We start from the raw sequence: 15,533 nt of genomic DNA, 5'->3' as shown, positions 1-15,533 counted from the left end.
GCACTAGAACCCCGCGTGCCCCGGCGTGCGGGGGAACGGGATCACGTCGCGGATGTTCGCCATGCCGGTGGTGAACTGCACCATCCGTTCGAGCCCCAGGCCGAAGCCGCTGTGCGGGGCCGTGCCGTAGCGCCTGAGGTCGACGTACCACTGGTAGTCGTCCGGCTCGATCCCCTGTTCCTGCATGCGGGCGGTGAGCACGTCGAGCCGCTCTTCGCGCTGCGAGCCGCCGATGATTTCGCCGACACCGGGCACCAGCACGTCCATCGCCCGCACGGTTTTGTCGTCGTCGTTCACCCGCATGTAGAACGGCTTGATCGAGCGCGGGTAGTCGTAGAGCACGACCGGCCCGCCGACATGCTTCTCGGTGATGTAACGCTCGTGCTCGGCCTGCAGGTCGGCGCCCCAGGAAACGGGGAACTCGAACTTCTCACCCGACTGCTCGAGCAACGCGACGGCGTCGGTGTAAGGCATCCGCACGAACGCGCTCTCGGCGATCTTCTCCAGCCGTGCGATGACCGTCTTGTCGATGTGCTGATTGAACAGGGCGAGGTCCTCGTCGCAGTCGCGAAGAACGTCGCCCACCAAACGCTTGAGGAACCGCTCGGCGAGGTCCATGTTGTCGTCGAGGTCGAAGAACGCCGCCTCCGGCTCGACCATCCAGAACTCGGCCAAGTGGCGCGAGGTATTGGAGTTCTCCGCGCGAAACGTCGGGCCGAACGTGTAGATGCGGCCCAACGCGCAGGCATACGCCTCGCCTTCCAACTGGCCGGAGACCGTGAGGTGCGCCTCGCGGCCGAAGAAGTCGCGGGCCCAGTCGACTCCGCCCGCTTCGGTTCGCGGCGCGTTGGCTGGGTCGAGCGTCGTGACGCGGAACATCTCGCCGGCGCCCTCGCAGTCGCTGGTGGTGATGATCGGCGTCTGGACGTTGAGGAAACCGTCCTCCTGGAAGAACTCGTGGATCGACCGGCAGAGCCGGTTGCGGACCCGCATCACGGCGCCCATCGCGTTGGTCCTGGGCCGCAGGTGGCCCCACTCGCGCAGCTTTTCGAACGAGTGCCGCTTTTTCTGCAGCGGGTAAGTCTCGGGCTCGGCCCAGCCGTACACGTGCAGCTCGTCGGCCTTGAGCTCCGTCGCTTGGCCGCCCCCCTGCGAGGCGACCACCTCGCCGCGGCAGCGGACGCAGCAGCCGGCCGTGAGGCGTTTGACCTCCGACTCGTAGTTGGCCAGCTCCTGCGGGGCGAGCACCTGCAGGTTGCCGAGGCACGAGCCGTCGTTCAGTTCAATGAAGCTGAACCCCGCCTTCGAGTCTCGCCGCGTGCGGACCCAGCCTTCGACGGTAACCGTCTGGCCGATCGCCGACTCCTGCCGGGCGGCTTTGACCGAGAGCTTTTCCATCCTTGACGCTCACACTTGGAACTACGAATCGTATCCCCCTCCCCCATGGGGGGAGGGGTTAGGGGAGGGGGCGCCCCGGGTACCCTCTTCAGCCCCCTCCCCTAGCCCCTCCCCCGTTCCGGAGGAGGGGAACCATGAGGTTTGCGGGTGAACTGAACCACCAAGGCCAGCGCCAGCAGCGCGCCGATGGCGATCATGCCGTTCTGGCCCGCCTTGAGCCAGACCATGTAGAGGCTTGCCGCGGTGGCGACGCCCGCCGAGACGCCCATCAGCAGGTTCCACGCCACGCGCTTGCCGCCGCGCGGCAGGTCCTCGCCCAACAAGCTCCGCTGGTTCATCAGCAGGTAGAAGGTGAGGTAGGCGATCGGAAGCAGGATCAGGCCGAACACCGAGGTCGGCACCACCAACGCGGGCGCCGCCTTGCTCCAAAAGAACGGACCAAGGACGCCGACGGCCGACGCTAGGCAGCAAAGGCGGAAAGGCCAGCCGCTTTGCTTCAGGCCGAGCATCTCCGTTAGCGCGAAGCCGCTCATCAGCATCAGCACGCTGATGGTCGACAGAGTCATGCCCAGCACGCCGAGGCCGAAGACGGTGTTCGCCACGCCCTCGCCGGTGAGCGGGGCAAGGGACTGCGACAGCCGGAAGTTGTTGCGGTCCACGAGCATCGCGGCAATGGCTTGTTCTTCGAGGGGGAGCTTCCTTGCTTCGGCAAGATGTTCATCAAGTGTCGGTTTCTTCGGCATTTCAGTCGCAAGACCTAGCACTTTCAGTCTGTTCGAGGCGATACCGTAGAAGTCTTTCGCTTCCCCATTGGTAGGCTTCGCTTCTTCCTCAAGGTCTTCGACTAAACCGGGAACGATACGGCCGTGGAACTGGGTGGCCGAAGCCACAACCACGCAGCTGGTGGCCAGCACGAAGGGGATCAGCATGCCGGTGGCGAGATCGAAGATTGCCAAACCGCGGAACTCTTTGCCCCAGCCCTTACTCAGCAGCGAGTAGGGGAATAGGAAGGTCATGTTGATGCCAACGGCCGTTGCGGCCGCGGCAGCCGCTTTATCGAGTTGCAAGCCGACGATTTTGTCGGCCCAGTAGCCTTGGGCCCCGGCGTCGAGTTGGTCGAGGAACGGCAAGTAGGCTTCGGCGGGCTCGAAGAGCTGGGCGGGGTTCGGGATGAAACCCGTGAAGACGGCGCCGAGGTCGATTGCCCCGCTCCATGCCAGCGTGCCAACCACCGCGAGGAAGCAAAGCACAATCGCCGCGACCATCAGCTTGAGCACCAACTCGTAGAGTTTGATCCCCCAACTGCCCGAACCGTAGCTCCAGGTCACCGCGACCGTGATCACAAGGATGACGATCGAGATCAATAGTTTGGCGTTGAAATCGCCAAGTGCGCTGTCGGCTCCGAGAAGACCTGGGGCCAGGTTTTGCTGCAGAGCGCCGTTTGCCAAAGCAAACTGCGGCATGCACCAGACGATGTTCGCCGCCAGCGTGGCGAGGGCCCACGACCAGCCGAGCACGGGGTTCACGTGCGTGTTGATCGCTTTGAACGGGCGCTCGCCCGTCGAGAGCGTGACGTAGCCGATCGCGCTGAGCATGACGATGCCGAGGATCATCGCCAGCGGCTGGAGCCACAGCAGGCTCGTGCCGCCCAGCACGCCGAGGTACAGGCTGCCGGCGAGCGAGCCGCCGCCGAGCGTTATGGCGCTCTGCAACCAGCCGGGGCCCGAGAGCCGCATGAAGGCGCCAAGCTTGGCGCCCGTGCCGCGGGCGCTCGCCTCGGCGAGCATCGCGCGGTCGCGCTCCACTCCCGTCAAAGGGGAGCCGGACATCGGAGAGGAAGGGTTTGCGTCGCTCGCCATTCTTGCCGCCTGAGGGTTCGCCTAGATAAGAAAAGGGCCGCGCCCCGGCTCAGCCGGTCGCGGCCCTCAAGTCTAACCAAAATCTCCGCGGACTAAAGGCGGGCTGTGCTCGCTTCCAGATCCGTGGTTCCGCTTAAGCCGAGTGACTAAAGCCCTTGAGCAGCGAGCCATCGCTCCGCGTCGAGCGCAGCCATGCAGCCGGTGCCGGCCGCGGTGATCGCCTGGCGGTAATAGTCGTCGGCTACGTCGCCGGCGGCGAACACGCCCTCGACACTCGTGTTGGTGCGGAACGGCACGGTCCACTTCACGTACTTGCTCTCGTGCAGCTCGAGGTGGCCCTCGAGGAAGCGGGTGTTGGGCGTGTGGCCGATGGCCACGAACATGCCGGCGGCGTCGAGCTCGCGGGTCGAGCCGTCTTTGGTCGACTTGAGCACCACGCCCTTCACGCCGCTCTCGTCGTCGCCGAGCACGTCGGCGACTTCCGAGTTCCACTGGATGTCAATCTTGTCGTGGTTCTTCGCTCGGTCGGCCATGATCCGAGAGGCCCGCAGCTCCTCGCGGCGGTGGATCAGGTAGACCTTGCTGGCGAACTTAGCGAGGTAGTCCGCCTCCTCGACAGCCGAGTCTCCGCCCCCCACGACCACCAGCGGCTTGTCGCGGAACCGCGGCAAGGCGCCGTCGCACACGGCACAAGCGCTCACGCCAACGTTCTTGTACTTAGTCTCCGACTCGAGGCCGAGGTAGTTGGCGCGGGCGCCGGTGGCGATGATGACGGAGTTCGCCTCGACTTCCTTGCCACCGGCCGACTTGAGCTTGAACGGGTGCTGGGAGAAATCGACCTCGACAATGTCGTCGGTCTCGATCCGAGTGCCAAAGTTGGCCGCCTGCTGCCGCATCAGGTGCATCAGCTCCGGCCCGCTGCAGCCCTCTTTCTGGTGCATATCGGCGAGCCAATGGTGCTCCTCATCGAGCGACGACTTGAGGTATCCGCTCAGGTCGCCGGCGGGGAAGCCGGGGTAGTTCTCCACCTCGGTGGTGAGCGCGAGTTGCCCGAGCGGCAGCGTGCCGTCTTGGCGGTTCTCCTCGTTCACGGCGCCCTCGAAGCAGAGCGGGTTGAGGTTAGCGCGAGCGGTGTAGATCGCGGCGCACCAGCCGGCGGGGCCGCTGCCGATAATGACGACTTGTTCGGGCACTTGAGGGTGACTTTCTACTAGCAAGGGGGGCGAAACAGGCTCGTTCGTTTCTTGATTATAGGGGAGCGGCAAGCCCCCAGGAACGCCCCGCCCGCCGAGGGCCGGGTGCGGATCGCCGAGTAGCGGATTACGATAGACGCTCGGGAGGGGCCGATAGGATCGGCGCCCAGGGGCGACGCCGCCTACCGCTCATCGTATTTTTGGCTATCGGGTTGCTTGCATGCTTACGCTCGTTGTCGCAATCGGTTCGTTCGCCGCGTTGGGCCTCGCCTACCGGGTGTACGGCGGCTGGCTCGCACGGCGGGTGTTCCGGCTCGACCCGCTCGCCAAAACGCCGAGCCACGAGCTGCGGGACGACGTCGATTTTGTCCCCACCCGCCGCTCCGTGGTGCTGGGACACCACTTCACGAGCATCGCCGGCACGGGGCCGATCGTGGGCCCGGCGATCGCGGTCTTCTGGGGCTGGCTGCCCGCCTTGCTGTGGGTCGTCCTGGGATCGATATTCGTCGGTGCGGTGCACGACTTCGGCTCGCTCGTGGTGAGCCTCCGCAGCCGCGGCCAGACCGTAGGCGAGGCGGCCGGCCGGTTGATCTCGCCCCGCGCCCGGCTGCTGTTCCTGCTGGTGCTGTTCTTCGCGCTCACGGTGGTGATCGGCGTGTTCGGGCTGGTGATCGCGGCGATATTCGCCATGTACCCCGAATCGGTGCTGAGCGTTTGGACCGCTATGCCCCTCGCCTTGGCGATCGGCTACCTGGTCCACCGCCGCGGGGCGCCGCTGCTGCCGCTGTCGCTCGCGGCGCTCGGTTTGGTTTACCTGGCGGTGTGGCTCGGCGTGTACGTGTGGCCGATCACTCTGCCGAGCCTGCCCGTGCTCGGTGCGTATGGCACACCGATCGTGTTGTGGACGGCGATCCTGTTGGTTTATTGCTACGCGGCGTCGGTGCTGCCCGTGTGGCTGCTGCTGCAGCCGCGCGACTACCTCAACAGCCAGCAACTGCTGGTGGCGGTCGCGTTGCTGGTGGGGGGCTTGGCCGTGGCGTGCGCGACGGGCGCCGCCGACCTGAACGCCGCCCCGGCCATCGCCCAGGAAGTCCCGGCAGACGCGCCGCCCATCTGGCCGTTCTTGTTCATCACGATCGCCTGCGGCGCGTGCAGCGGGTTCCACTGTCTCGTGGCGAGCGGAACCACGAGCAAGCAAGTCGACAACGAGCAAGCCGCCCAAGCGATCGGCTACGGCGCCATGCTCATGGAGGGGGGGCTCGCCGTGCTGGTGATACTCGCCTGCTGCGCGGGGCTGGGCATGGGCGTTCCCGGGCCCGACGGCGAGATGCTCACCGGACGCCAAGCGTGGGAGTCGCGGTACCAGGCGCAAATCATCACCGTCACGACAGACGACGGCGCCGCCGTGACGACCGGCGGCTGGAAGAGCATCGGCCTGAAGCAAAAGGTGGGCGCCTTCGTCGAAGGGGGCGCCAACTTCGTTGCGATGCTCGGCCTGCCTCGGCGGCTCTGCGTGGCGATCATCGCGGTGCTGGTGGCTTGCTTCGCGGCGACCACGCTCGACACCGCCACCCGCTTGCAGCGCTACGTGATCCAGGAACTGGCCCACACACTGCGTTTAGCGCCGCTCCAAGGAAAGCACGGGGCGACTAGCCTGGCGGTGATCGCCGGCGGCGCCGTGGCGATGATCCCCGGGCCCGGAGGGCCGGGCACGGGAGGGCTGATCCTCTGGCCGCTGTTCGGCGCCACGAACCAGTTGCTCGCCGGGCTCGCGCTGATGGTCGTGGTCTTCTACTTGGCGCGACGGGGCCTGCCGCTCTGGTTCGCGGTCGGGCCGATGCTGCTGATGCTCGTGATGCCGGGCTGGGCGATGGCCGAGCAGATCGCCGAAGACTTCTGGCCGAACCGCTCGACGGCGTGGCCGCTGCTGCTGTTCGGCGTGGCGATCATGGCGTTGCAGCTGTGGATGGTTGTGGAGGCGTTGCTCGCCTGGCCGCGGGCCCGCGGCGTGCTTGAGGCGCCCGCAGCGGCGGGCTGATCGGCTACGCTTCCTTCGCGTCGCCCGCGGCCTGGCGGCGTTCCTCGAGCGCCTCGATCACCTGGATCGCCTTGTGACCCTTGAGCGCGCCGGGCGAGGCGTGGAACTTGCGACGCCCCTCGACCGACACCACGAGCGGGGTCGACTTGTCCTTCTCGGTGTTGATGACGTCGCCCACCCGCAGACCGATCAGGTCCTTGGTGGCGATGCGCGTTTCGGCCAAGTCGACCACCACCTCGACGATCGAGCCCGACATCTGATCGCTGATGTTCTGCCTCGTCTCGGGCGTGGGCGGCTTCTTGCTGTACGTGATCCAGCTGTTGGCGCTGAGCTTGCTGCCGATCCGCTCGATCGTGTTGAACGGGATGCAGAGGTTCATCATGCCGCGCACCTCGCCCAGGGTGAGCTCGAAGCTCACCAGCACCACCACTTCGTTCGGCGGGACGATCTGCACGAGTTGGGGGTTGCTTTCCACCCGCTCGACCGACAGCTCGAGCTCGATGACGTTCTCCCAAGCGGCGCGCATCTCGTCGAGGAACAAGCCCGTGATGCGGCCCACCAGCAGGAGCTCGATCTCGGTAAGGGGACGCCGCGTCGAGGCGTTCGCCTCGCCCGTGCCGCCGAGCAGCCGATCGATGATCGGGTAGAGCAGCGACGGGTTGATGTCGAGGATCAGCTGCCCCTCGAGCGGCTTGGCGTTCACCAAGTTGAAGCAGGTGGGGTTTTCCAGGCTGAACACGAACTCGCTGTAAGTCAGCTGGTCGACGCTTGTGAGCTTGACCTCAACGATCGAGCGGAGCAGCGAGGAGAGCGCGGCGCCAAAGTTGCGCCCGAAGCCCTCGTGCATCGTCTGCAGGGCCCGCATCTGGTCCTTGCCGACCCGCTCCGGACGCTTGAAGTCGTACGGGGTGACCTTTTCCTTGGGCTTGGGCAGTTCGGCAATGCCCGAGGCGCCTTGCGACTGGCTAAACGCGGCGACACTCTTGGCCGCCGATTTGCCGGGATTGGATGGCGCGGCGGCGGGCGCGGGATCGGCCGGCCCCGTGTCGAGAGAGCCCAGCAGGCTCTCGATCTCGTTCTGGTTGAGAACGTCGCTCATCGCGGCCTCCTTGCCGGACGGCATTGATTGGAAATTAGAGCGGTTTGCTCATTGGCGTAGACGCTCGGCTCGCGATCGGCGTCATGGCTTCGTCAGCCTGCATCGACAATGCACCGCATTGCCTGCTTCGGCTTCCTCGCCACGCCGCCAATCGCTTCCCCGCTCGTCCACACCAATTCGAATACCGCTCTAGTAATTGAAAATTGCAAATATCAAATGTGCAATTCTCAATTTGTAATTTTGCAATCGTCTTTTAAAACTTTGTTATTCTCTGATCTGTCCCGAACCGTGGACCACATACTTGTAACTCGTCAGCTCCTCGACGCCGCACGGGCCACGGGCGTGGAACTTGTCGGTGCTGATGCCGATCTCGGCGCCCAGGCCGAACTCGAAACCGTCGTTGAATCTTGTGCTGGCGTTGATCATCACCGCCGAGCTGTCGACGCGCGCCGCGAACAAGTCGGCCGCCGCCAGGTCGCGGGTGACGATCGCCTCGGTGTGCCCCGAGCTGTAGCGGTTGATGTGCTCGATCGCCTCGTCCAGCGATCCGACTACCACGGCCGAGATCACCTTGTCGAGGTATTCGGCGCCGTAGTCGTCGTCGCACGCCGGCGCGGCGCCGGGGACCAACTCGCACACACGCTCGTCGCCGCGGATCTCGACCCCTTGGTCTTTCAACGCCTTGCCGACGCGCGGCAGCAGCTCGGCGGCCGCATCGGCGTGGACCACCAGCGACTCGGCCGCGTTGCACACGCCCAGCCGGTGGCACTTGCTGTTCACCGTGACCGACTCGGCCAGGTCGGGATCGGCGGCCGCGTCGAGGTAAACGTGGCAGTTGCCGTCAAAGTGTTTGATCACGGGCATCGTCGCCTCGGCCGCCACACGCCGGATGAGCCCCTCGCCGCCACGCGGGATGGCGACGTCGATCCGGTCGTCCATCTTGAGGAAGTGACCCACGGCGTCGCGGTCGGTGGTCGACACGAGCTGCACCGCGTCCTTCGGCACCCCGATCTCCTCGGCCGCTTGGCCCAAAAGCTCGACGATCGCCGTGCTCGAGTGGATTGCTTCTTTGCCGCCGCGCAATATCACGGCGTTGCCGCTCATCACACAGATCGCCGCCGCGTCGGCCGTCACGTTCGGCCGCGACTCGTAGATGAAGAACACCACGCCCAGCGGCACGCGCACCTTGTCGATCCGCAACCCGTTGGGCCGCACGGTTGAATCGATCACCCGGCCGATCGGGTTGCGGAGCGTGGCGACTTGCTCCAGGCCAATGGCGATCCCTTCGACCCGCTCGGGCGTGAGCCGCAAGCGGTCGATCGCGGCGTCGGTGAGGCCGTAGCCGGGCGCCGCCTCGAGGTCGAGCTTGTTCGCCTCGGTGAGTCTGTCTTGCGATTCGCGGAGCAACTCGGCCGAGCGCCGCAACCAGGCGATCTTCTTGTCACCCGACAGCACGGCCAGATCGGCCGACGCCCGCTTCGCGCGGTGGGCCACGTCCGAGCAGTAAGCGGACAGGTCGGCGGCGGGATCGGCGAGGGTTTGGCTGGGGGGCATCGTGAGGGGCGGTCGCGTTGCTGGTCTCAGAGTGGGCGAGAATCCCCGCTAGTATCCCCAGTTTCGCCCCCCCGGGTCAACGCCGGCAGCCGCCAAAGGCGAGCCGGCGGGCATAAGCCCCCGGAGCAGGCCGGGCGCCCGCTTTGCCACAGAGAAAACGAAGGGCTCCGGCGGCGCAGGTTACCCGCCGCTGGGGGACCCGCCGGCTCCTGTCCACGGCTAAGTTTGGGGGCCCCAACACGCCCGCCATGCTAGCAACGCCTCACGCACCGGCCGCACATCGTGAACACGGATCAGCTGCACCCCCGCCGAGGCCAGGGCGACGGCCGCGCCGATGGTCGCCGCTGTGCGGTCGGCCTCCATGTCGCCGATGATCTCGCCCAGGAACCGCTTGCGTGAGTGCCCCACCAAGAGCGGCTGGCCGAGGGCGTGCAGCTCGTCGAGCCGGTGGACGAGCTCCAGGTTGTGGGCCGTCGTCTTGCCGAAGCCCAGGCCGGGATCGAGGCAGATCCGCTCCGGCGCGACGCCGGCGGCTGTGAGCGCATCAAGCCGCCCGGACAGATAAGCCGCCACTTCGGTCGCCACGTCGGTGTATTGCGGGTCACGCTGCATGGTGCGCGGCTCGCCACGCATGTGCATCACACAGACCCCCGCCCCGGCGTCTGCCGCCAGGGCTAGCATGTCGGCGTCGCCCTCCAGGCCGGTCACGTCGTTCACCACCTCGACGCCCGCTTCGAGCACCGCCCGGGCGACCGACGCCTTGCTCGTGTCGATAGAAATCGGCGTGTCGAGCTGTCGGACGAGCCCCTCGACCACCGGCAGCACGCGACCGAGCTCCTCCTTGGCCGAAACGGGCTCGGCGCCGGGCCGGGTGCTCTCGCCGCCGACATCGAGCAGGGCGGCCCCTTCGCCGGCGAGCCGCAGGCCGTGCTCGATCGCCCTCTCGGGGTCGAAGCCCCCGCTGCCAAAGAACCGGCCGCCGTCGGAGAACGAGTCGGGCGTCACGTTCACCACGCCCACGAGCAGCGGGGCGTCGCCCTCACGCACTGCTAGCGTCTTGGTGCGGAGCTTCCAGTCGGTCGCCATGGGCGTGGGAGTTGTCACTGCGGTTTCTGCGAGAGGTGATTTTTAACGGAGACCAGCCGGCATTGCGGCGCTGCGTCGATTGCTGTATTGCCGAACATTGCTAGCGCGTTTCGAGCCAGTCCCGCGGCCCGCGACGCGTTCCCGTTGACCCAGATTATACGAGAGCCCCGATGCTCATCTCCCCCAAGGCGGCCGCCTCCGTCGCGGCGTTAGCGCTGCTTTGCTGCGCCGGTTGGCGCGTTCCGACGGCCGAGGCTCAGCAAGCCCAAGTCGCGATGGGCGACTACGACGCCCTGCTGAGCGACCAGCCCGCCGAAGAGACGCACTGGACCATCGTCCCGCCGCAGCCGCCGCTCGACAATCCCATGGCGCCGCCGGCGGAAGGGCCGATGGCGTCGCCGGCCGACCTGGCGCCCACCTACGACCCCGAAGTGCAGATCGCCGCGGCGTTCTGCCCCACCGGCGGCTGCTGCCCCGAGCCTTGCCGCGCCTGCCGCCAAGCGCGGCTGACCGGGTGGTCGGTGATCGGCGGGATCTCATCGGCGACGGTCGGGCACAGCAACACGAGCTTTACCTACGCCGAAGAATCTCAGCTCACAGGCGGGCAGCTGAAGATCGCTCACGAGAGCTCGCGCGGGGGCGGTTACCGCGTTGCGTTCCGCTCCTGGGACGACGAGATATCGATCCAGGGCTCCGCGGCGCCGCACTTAAGTTCGCAGGCCAACGTCACCTTCTCGACATTCGATTTCGACCTGTATCAACGGGTGTGGGTGGGCGACACGAGCCTCGTTCTAGGCGCGGGCGTGCGTGCGGCCCACCAGGAAGTCGATTTTCTCAACGGTTCGAACCCCGGGTTTGGAGGGGGCGGGCTCAGCGCTTTCTTGGAGTTCCGCCGGTCCCTTTATCGCAGCGAGCTGTCCGAAGTGTCGGTGCTCGGCTACGGCCGATACAGCCAAATGCTCGGCACGTTCGAAGAAACCACTCCCGGCTTTCAGCCGACCGCGGCGATGGGAATCGCGGAGACCGGCCTCGGGCTTGAGTACCGCCGTCGCCTCGGACGGGGCGACCTCATCTTGCAGTACATGGCCGACGCCCAGCTCTGGAGCTCCAGCAACCTGGGCGACCACGCCCTGCTCGGAGACAGCTTCATGGTCGGCTACCAGTGGTAACGGCTCCTCAGCCCGCCCGCTGAGCCCCCCGTATTCTTTCGCCAAAAGACTTGCTCCCATGCTCCGGCGCCGATACTATGCAATGCATAGCAAGTCTCCTCCTGGGGTTTTCCCATGAAACTCGAACGCGAACTGATGCGCGGCGCCGGGCCGACGGCGGTGCTGCAGCTGCTCTCGGGCGGCGAGAAATACGGCTACGAGCTCGTCGAGTCGCTCTCGCAGCGGACCGATGGGGTGCTGGCCCTCGGCCAGTCGACGCTCTACCCGATGCTCTACAACCTCGAGGCGAAGGGCCTGGTCCGCTCGCGCACCGACGAGTCGGGCCCCCGCCCGCGGCGTTACTACCGGCTCACCAAGAAGGGCGAACGCAAGCTCGCCGTCGACGTGAAGCAGTGGGCCGCGTTGTTCGAGGCGCTTGGCTCGCTGGAGGTGTTGCCCAAGCCCCTGGGAGGTACGGTATGAGCGACTGCGTCTCCGAGCCCGACGGGGCCCCCGATCCCTGGCGGGAAACTTTTCCAACGTTTTTCGCGGCCCGTGAGTGCGCGGCCGATGTCGTCCGCAGCTGGCTGAGTCCTCGCACCTACAAGCAGGCGGTCGCCAAAGCGGACCTGCCGCTTGCGGTCGCCGAAACGGTAAGCGAGACCGTCCGCAGGACGCGGCTGTGGCGGGGCGAGAGAATCGCGGTTGCCGACGAGCTTGTCTCGCACTTTCAGGAGGGCCTCGCCTCGGGCCAGTCGCCCGAGGCGCTCGTCGCCGACTTCGGCGAGCCACGCACGGCCGCGCGGCTGATGAGGCGCGGCAAGGTCCGCAACCGACCGCGGGTGTGGCAGGCGTGGTGGTGGGCTTCGCGGGGGGCGTTGGCTGGGCTAGCCCTGTACGCGCTATTTGCGATGTGTCTGCTCATCCCTAAGCCGGTCGTTTCGGTCAATTACCTAAAGAAGCTTAATGCCCCGGCCGCCGCCGTTCCCGAGGACGATCGAGCGTGGCCGCTGTACCTCGACGCATTCCGCATCGTTGCTGAGGAGCAACGGTTCAAACGCGAGGCGGGCGATCCTCAGGCGAACTTCTACGGCTGGGAGCAGCCTTGGGCGTCTGAGCCGCTCACCGCCACGACCCGGCCCGCCGCCGAGGCCTGGATAGCCGAGCATGTAGATTTCATAGAGAAGCTCCGCGCTGCGGCGTCGAAGCCTAGGCTCGGTGTTGAGGTCGGCTTTGACAAGCCATACCGCGACGATTTTGCGGAGCTTGAGGGCGGCATTCGGCCAGAGGAGCCAGCGTACGAAGATTTTGGAGGGGGATTGCAGCACGTCTTACTAGACCATGTCCAACAAATGCGCGCCGTGGCCAGAGTCCTGATGGTGGACGCGCAGTTGTCGGCCGATGGGCGACGCGTGTCAGACGATATCGAGGCGATGCTGGGCGTCGCCAAGCAATCCGGCGAAGTGGGCTTCTATGTCAGCGCCCTCGTCATGGTGAGCATCGACCGAATGGCCTGGGCGTTTCTGGAAGACACGCTTCGCAACCGCTCCGAGGTCTTCAACGACGAGCAACTGAAGCGGCTCGCCCACCTTGCCGCCGCTTCGAGCTACGACGCAACGCCCTATCTTGCTACGGAGCGGCTCGTCTTCCTCGACCTTGTCCAGCGGTTGTACTGTGAGAGCGCATGGGGCGGCGGTCACCTGGACCTCGACGCTTGGGTCAAGTCCGATGAATGGAGAAGACGCTTCTTCGAGAACGAGCGAAAGGACAACACTGGTTTAAAGAATGGGTTGGTTCGAAAAACAGTGGCGCCGCTAGCCTTTCTCGTCACAGCGTCGCGAAGCGGAGTCGTCGCCAAGTACGATGAGCTAAGCGCGCGGGTTCGCAGCAGGGCACAGCGTCCCTTGTGGGAGACGAGCAGCAGAGGGGATTACACCGACTCCTTCGATGAAGTGCCCCTGTGGCAGCGATTGCGATACCCGCCTATCACTCTGTGGGGGGCAGGAATCAACATCGGCTCCGTGCCGTCGGTGTTTCATGGCGCCCGTGGCCTGCGTGACGGCGCCTTGGTCGGTATCGCATTAGAGCTTCTCCGCCGTGAGCACGGCGGCTGGCCCGAGTCGCTCGACCAGTTGGCGCCGCGCTGGTTGCCGGAACTCCCCGTCGACCGCATCAACGGCGGCCCGCTCGGCTACCGACTCGTGGACGGCCAGCCAGTCGTCTACAGCCTCGGCGTCGATCGCGACGACGACGGCGGCCTCTGGCCATCAAGGTTTACTACGCAAACGTCCGCCAATCTGTCGAGGTGGCAGATCCCCTACGTGGTACGGCCACCGATCGATAACCCGCCCGCCGAAGAAGACGGCGACTGGGTCATCTGGTCGCTCGCGCCGCCGCGCTACATGCCTAGCGAAGCAGACCAGCCGCACATCGATGGCGAGCCGTGAGTCCTCTTTCGGTGGATGAACTTAGCGACCGGAAGGCGCCATCTTCGGCGTCGCTTCGGCACGCGCCGCAACAAACCGCTCGTATTTTGTGAAGCCACCGCTGAGGTTCACCGCGTCAAAGCCGTGCTGCCGCAGCAGGCGCGTCGCCAGGTAGCCGCGCATGCCGACCTTGCAGTAGGCGACGATCCGCCGGTCCTTGGGCAACTCGCCGAGCCGCTCGCGCAGTTCGTCGATGTTGATGTTGGTTGCCCCGGGAACGGCGCCGGCGGCGTGCTCCCCGGGCGAACGGACGTCGAGCACGAAAGAGTCGCCAAGCTCACAGTCGAGCAACCGGTGGGCGTGCTCTACCGGGTGGTCGCCACGCAGCAAGCCGGCGGCGACGAACCCGAGCATGTTCACCGGGTCCTTGGCCGAGCCGTACTGCGGGGCGTAGCAGAGCTCGCTCTCTTCGAGGTCGTAGACCGTCATGCCGGCTTGCAGGGCCATCGCCAGCACGTCGATCCGTTTGTCGACGCCCTTGCCCCCCACGCCCTGGGCGCCAAGCACGCGGCCGTTCTCCGGATCGAACACGAGCTTGAGCGTCATCCCCTCGGCGCCGGGGTAGTAGCCGGCGTTGCTCGCCGGGTGGACGTAGACCTTCTCAAAGGCGACGCCGAGCCGCCGGCACGCCTTCTCGCTCAGCCCGGTCATCGCCGCCGTGACGCCGCAGGCGCCCACGATCGCCGTGCCCTGCGTGCCGCGGTAGCGGCTCTCGCGGCCGAAGCAGTTGTCCGCCGCGATGCGACCCTGCCGGTTGGCGGGGCCGGCGAGTGGGATTTGTGTCGGTTTGCCGGTGACGCTGTCGAAGGTTTCGACGGCGTCGCCGACGGCGTAGATGTCGGGGTCATCGGTCCGCATCGTCTCGTCGACACGGATGCCGCCGCGCTCGCCGATCGCCAAGCCGGCGGCCTTGGCCAACGCGTTCTCCGGCCGCACGCCGATGCACATGACGACAAAGTCAGCGCTCAACTGCTCGCCCGACTTCAGAGCGACGGTCACGCCGCCGTCGTCTTGGGGCTCGAATGCCTCGGCCTCGGCGCCGAGTTTGAGTGTCACACCCGCCGAGCGGAGCGCCGCGGCGGCCGGGGCGACCATCTCGGCGTCCCACGGCGTGAGGATCTGGTCGTTGCGTTCGATCAGCGTGGTTTCGACGCCCCGCCGCACGAGGTTCTCGGCCATCTCGACGCCGATGAACCCGCCTCCGACGATCACCGCCCGCTTGGCGCCCATGGTCGCCGCATGCAGCAGGTCGGCGTCGTCGAGGTTGCGGAGCGTGTAGACCTTCGGGTGGTCGATGCCGGGCAGCTCGGGCCGGATCGGGGCGGCGCCGGGCGAGAGGATCAGCTTGTCGTACGACTCGTCGTACTCGGCGCCGTTCTCCAGGCGCCGCACGCGGACCGTCTTCGCCTGGCGGTCGATCCGCAAGGCTTCCTGCCGCACCCGCACGTCGAGACGGTAGCGGTCGTGCAGCATGCCGGCCGAGGTGACGATCAACTTCTCACGGCTCTCGATCTCGCCGCCGATGTAGTAAGGCATGCCGCAGTTGGCGAACGACGGGTCGGCGCCGCGTTCGATGAGCACGATCTCGGCCGACTCGTCCAGCCGTCTGGCCCGTGCGGCGGCGCTGGCGCCGCCGGCCACGGCGCCGATGATCACGACCTTCATTGCAGTG

11 protein-coding genes are annotated in these 15,533 nt (G+C 66.4%); 4 read left to right on the top strand and 7 right to left on the bottom strand.

Annotated elements, in window-relative coordinates; all coding sequences use genetic code 11:
• Positions 1–3: 3 nt before the first annotated feature.
• The 3 genes from asnS to Mal64_RS09265 all read right to left on the bottom strand — a co-directional run bounded on the left by asnS (position 4) and on the right by Mal64_RS09265 (position 4,450).
• The gene (gene asnS, locus Mal64_RS09275; RefSeq protein WP_146399413.1) at positions 4–1,398 is read right to left on the bottom strand and encodes an asparagine--tRNA ligase; all 1,395 of its coding nucleotides are present in this window, start codon (positions 1,396–1,398) and stop codon (positions 4–6) included.
• A 101-nt stretch (positions 1,399–1,499) separates the two neighbouring features.
• Positions 1,500–3,227: a divalent metal cation transporter gene (locus Mal64_RS09270; protein WP_146399411.1), complete on the bottom strand. Its 1,728-nt coding sequence runs from the start codon at positions 3,225–3,227 to the stop codon at positions 1,500–1,502.
• Between the two features lie 176 nt (positions 3,228–3,403).
• Positions 3,404–4,450: an NAD(P)/FAD-dependent oxidoreductase gene (locus Mal64_RS09265; protein WP_146399409.1), complete on the bottom strand. Its 1,047-nt coding sequence runs from the start codon at positions 4,448–4,450 to the stop codon at positions 3,404–3,406.
• Between the two features lie 220 nt (positions 4,451–4,670).
• Here Mal64_RS09265 and Mal64_RS09260 point away from each other — a divergent pair, with 220 nt between their 5' ends.
• A complete protein-coding gene (locus Mal64_RS09260) occupies positions 4,671–6,488 on the top strand; it encodes a carbon starvation CstA family protein (RefSeq protein WP_146399407.1) in 1,818 nt (605 codons plus the stop codon).
• A gap of 4 nt (positions 6,489–6,492) precedes the next feature.
• Here the strand turns inward: Mal64_RS09260 and fliM are convergent, their stop codons facing one another.
• The 3 genes from fliM to folP form a co-directional block, all read right to left on the bottom strand.
• Positions 6,493–7,587, bottom strand: coding sequence for a flagellar motor switch protein FliM (gene fliM / locus Mal64_RS09255; protein ID WP_146399405.1), 1,095 nt, complete (start codon positions 7,585–7,587; stop codon positions 6,493–6,495).
• A gap of 264 nt (positions 7,588–7,851) precedes the next feature.
• Positions 7,852–9,141, bottom strand: a complete 1,290-nt coding sequence (locus Mal64_RS09250) for a glutamate-5-semialdehyde dehydrogenase (RefSeq protein ID WP_146399403.1) — start codon at positions 9,139–9,141, stop codon at positions 7,852–7,854.
• 219 nt (positions 9,142–9,360) lie between these two features.
• Positions 9,361–10,245: a dihydropteroate synthase gene (folP, locus tag Mal64_RS09245; protein WP_231993638.1), complete on the bottom strand. Its 885-nt coding sequence runs from the start codon at positions 10,243–10,245 to the stop codon at positions 9,361–9,363.
• Positions 10,246–10,397: 152 nt separating this feature from the next.
• Here folP and Mal64_RS09240 point away from each other — a divergent pair, with 152 nt between their 5' ends.
• The 3 genes from Mal64_RS09240 to Mal64_RS09230 all read left to right on the top strand — a co-directional run bounded on the left by Mal64_RS09240 (position 10,398) and on the right by Mal64_RS09230 (position 13,822).
• Positions 10,398–11,396 (top strand): hypothetical protein, encoded by a 999-nt coding sequence (locus Mal64_RS09240; RefSeq protein WP_146399401.1) that lies wholly within the window; start codon positions 10,398–10,400, stop codon positions 11,394–11,396.
• Between the two features lie 114 nt (positions 11,397–11,510).
• Complete coding sequence (locus tag Mal64_RS09235; protein ID WP_146399399.1) at positions 11,511–11,858, top strand: PadR family transcriptional regulator; 348 nt, start codon at positions 11,511–11,513, stop codon at positions 11,856–11,858.
• Positions 11,855–13,822 (top strand): hypothetical protein, encoded by a 1,968-nt coding sequence (locus tag Mal64_RS09230; protein ID WP_146399397.1) that lies wholly within the window; start codon positions 11,855–11,857, stop codon positions 13,820–13,822. The genes Mal64_RS09235 and Mal64_RS09230 overlap by 4 nt, the downstream gene beginning before the upstream one ends.
• A gap of 21 nt (positions 13,823–13,843) precedes the next feature.
• Here Mal64_RS09230 and Mal64_RS09225 read toward each other — a convergent pair whose 3' ends face one another.
• Positions 13,844–15,526 (bottom strand): FAD-dependent oxidoreductase, encoded by a 1,683-nt coding sequence (locus Mal64_RS09225; RefSeq protein ID WP_146399395.1) that lies wholly within the window; start codon positions 15,524–15,526, stop codon positions 13,844–13,846.
• Positions 15,527–15,533 lie beyond the last annotated feature (7 nt).

The organism is Pseudobythopirellula maris (assembly GCF_007859945.1).
GTDB lineage: Bacteria > Planctomycetota > Planctomycetia > Pirellulales > Lacipirellulaceae > Pseudobythopirellula > Pseudobythopirellula maris.
The sequence above is the reverse complement of the archived record's forward strand: the minus strand, read 5'-3'. Positions and strand labels throughout refer to the sequence as shown.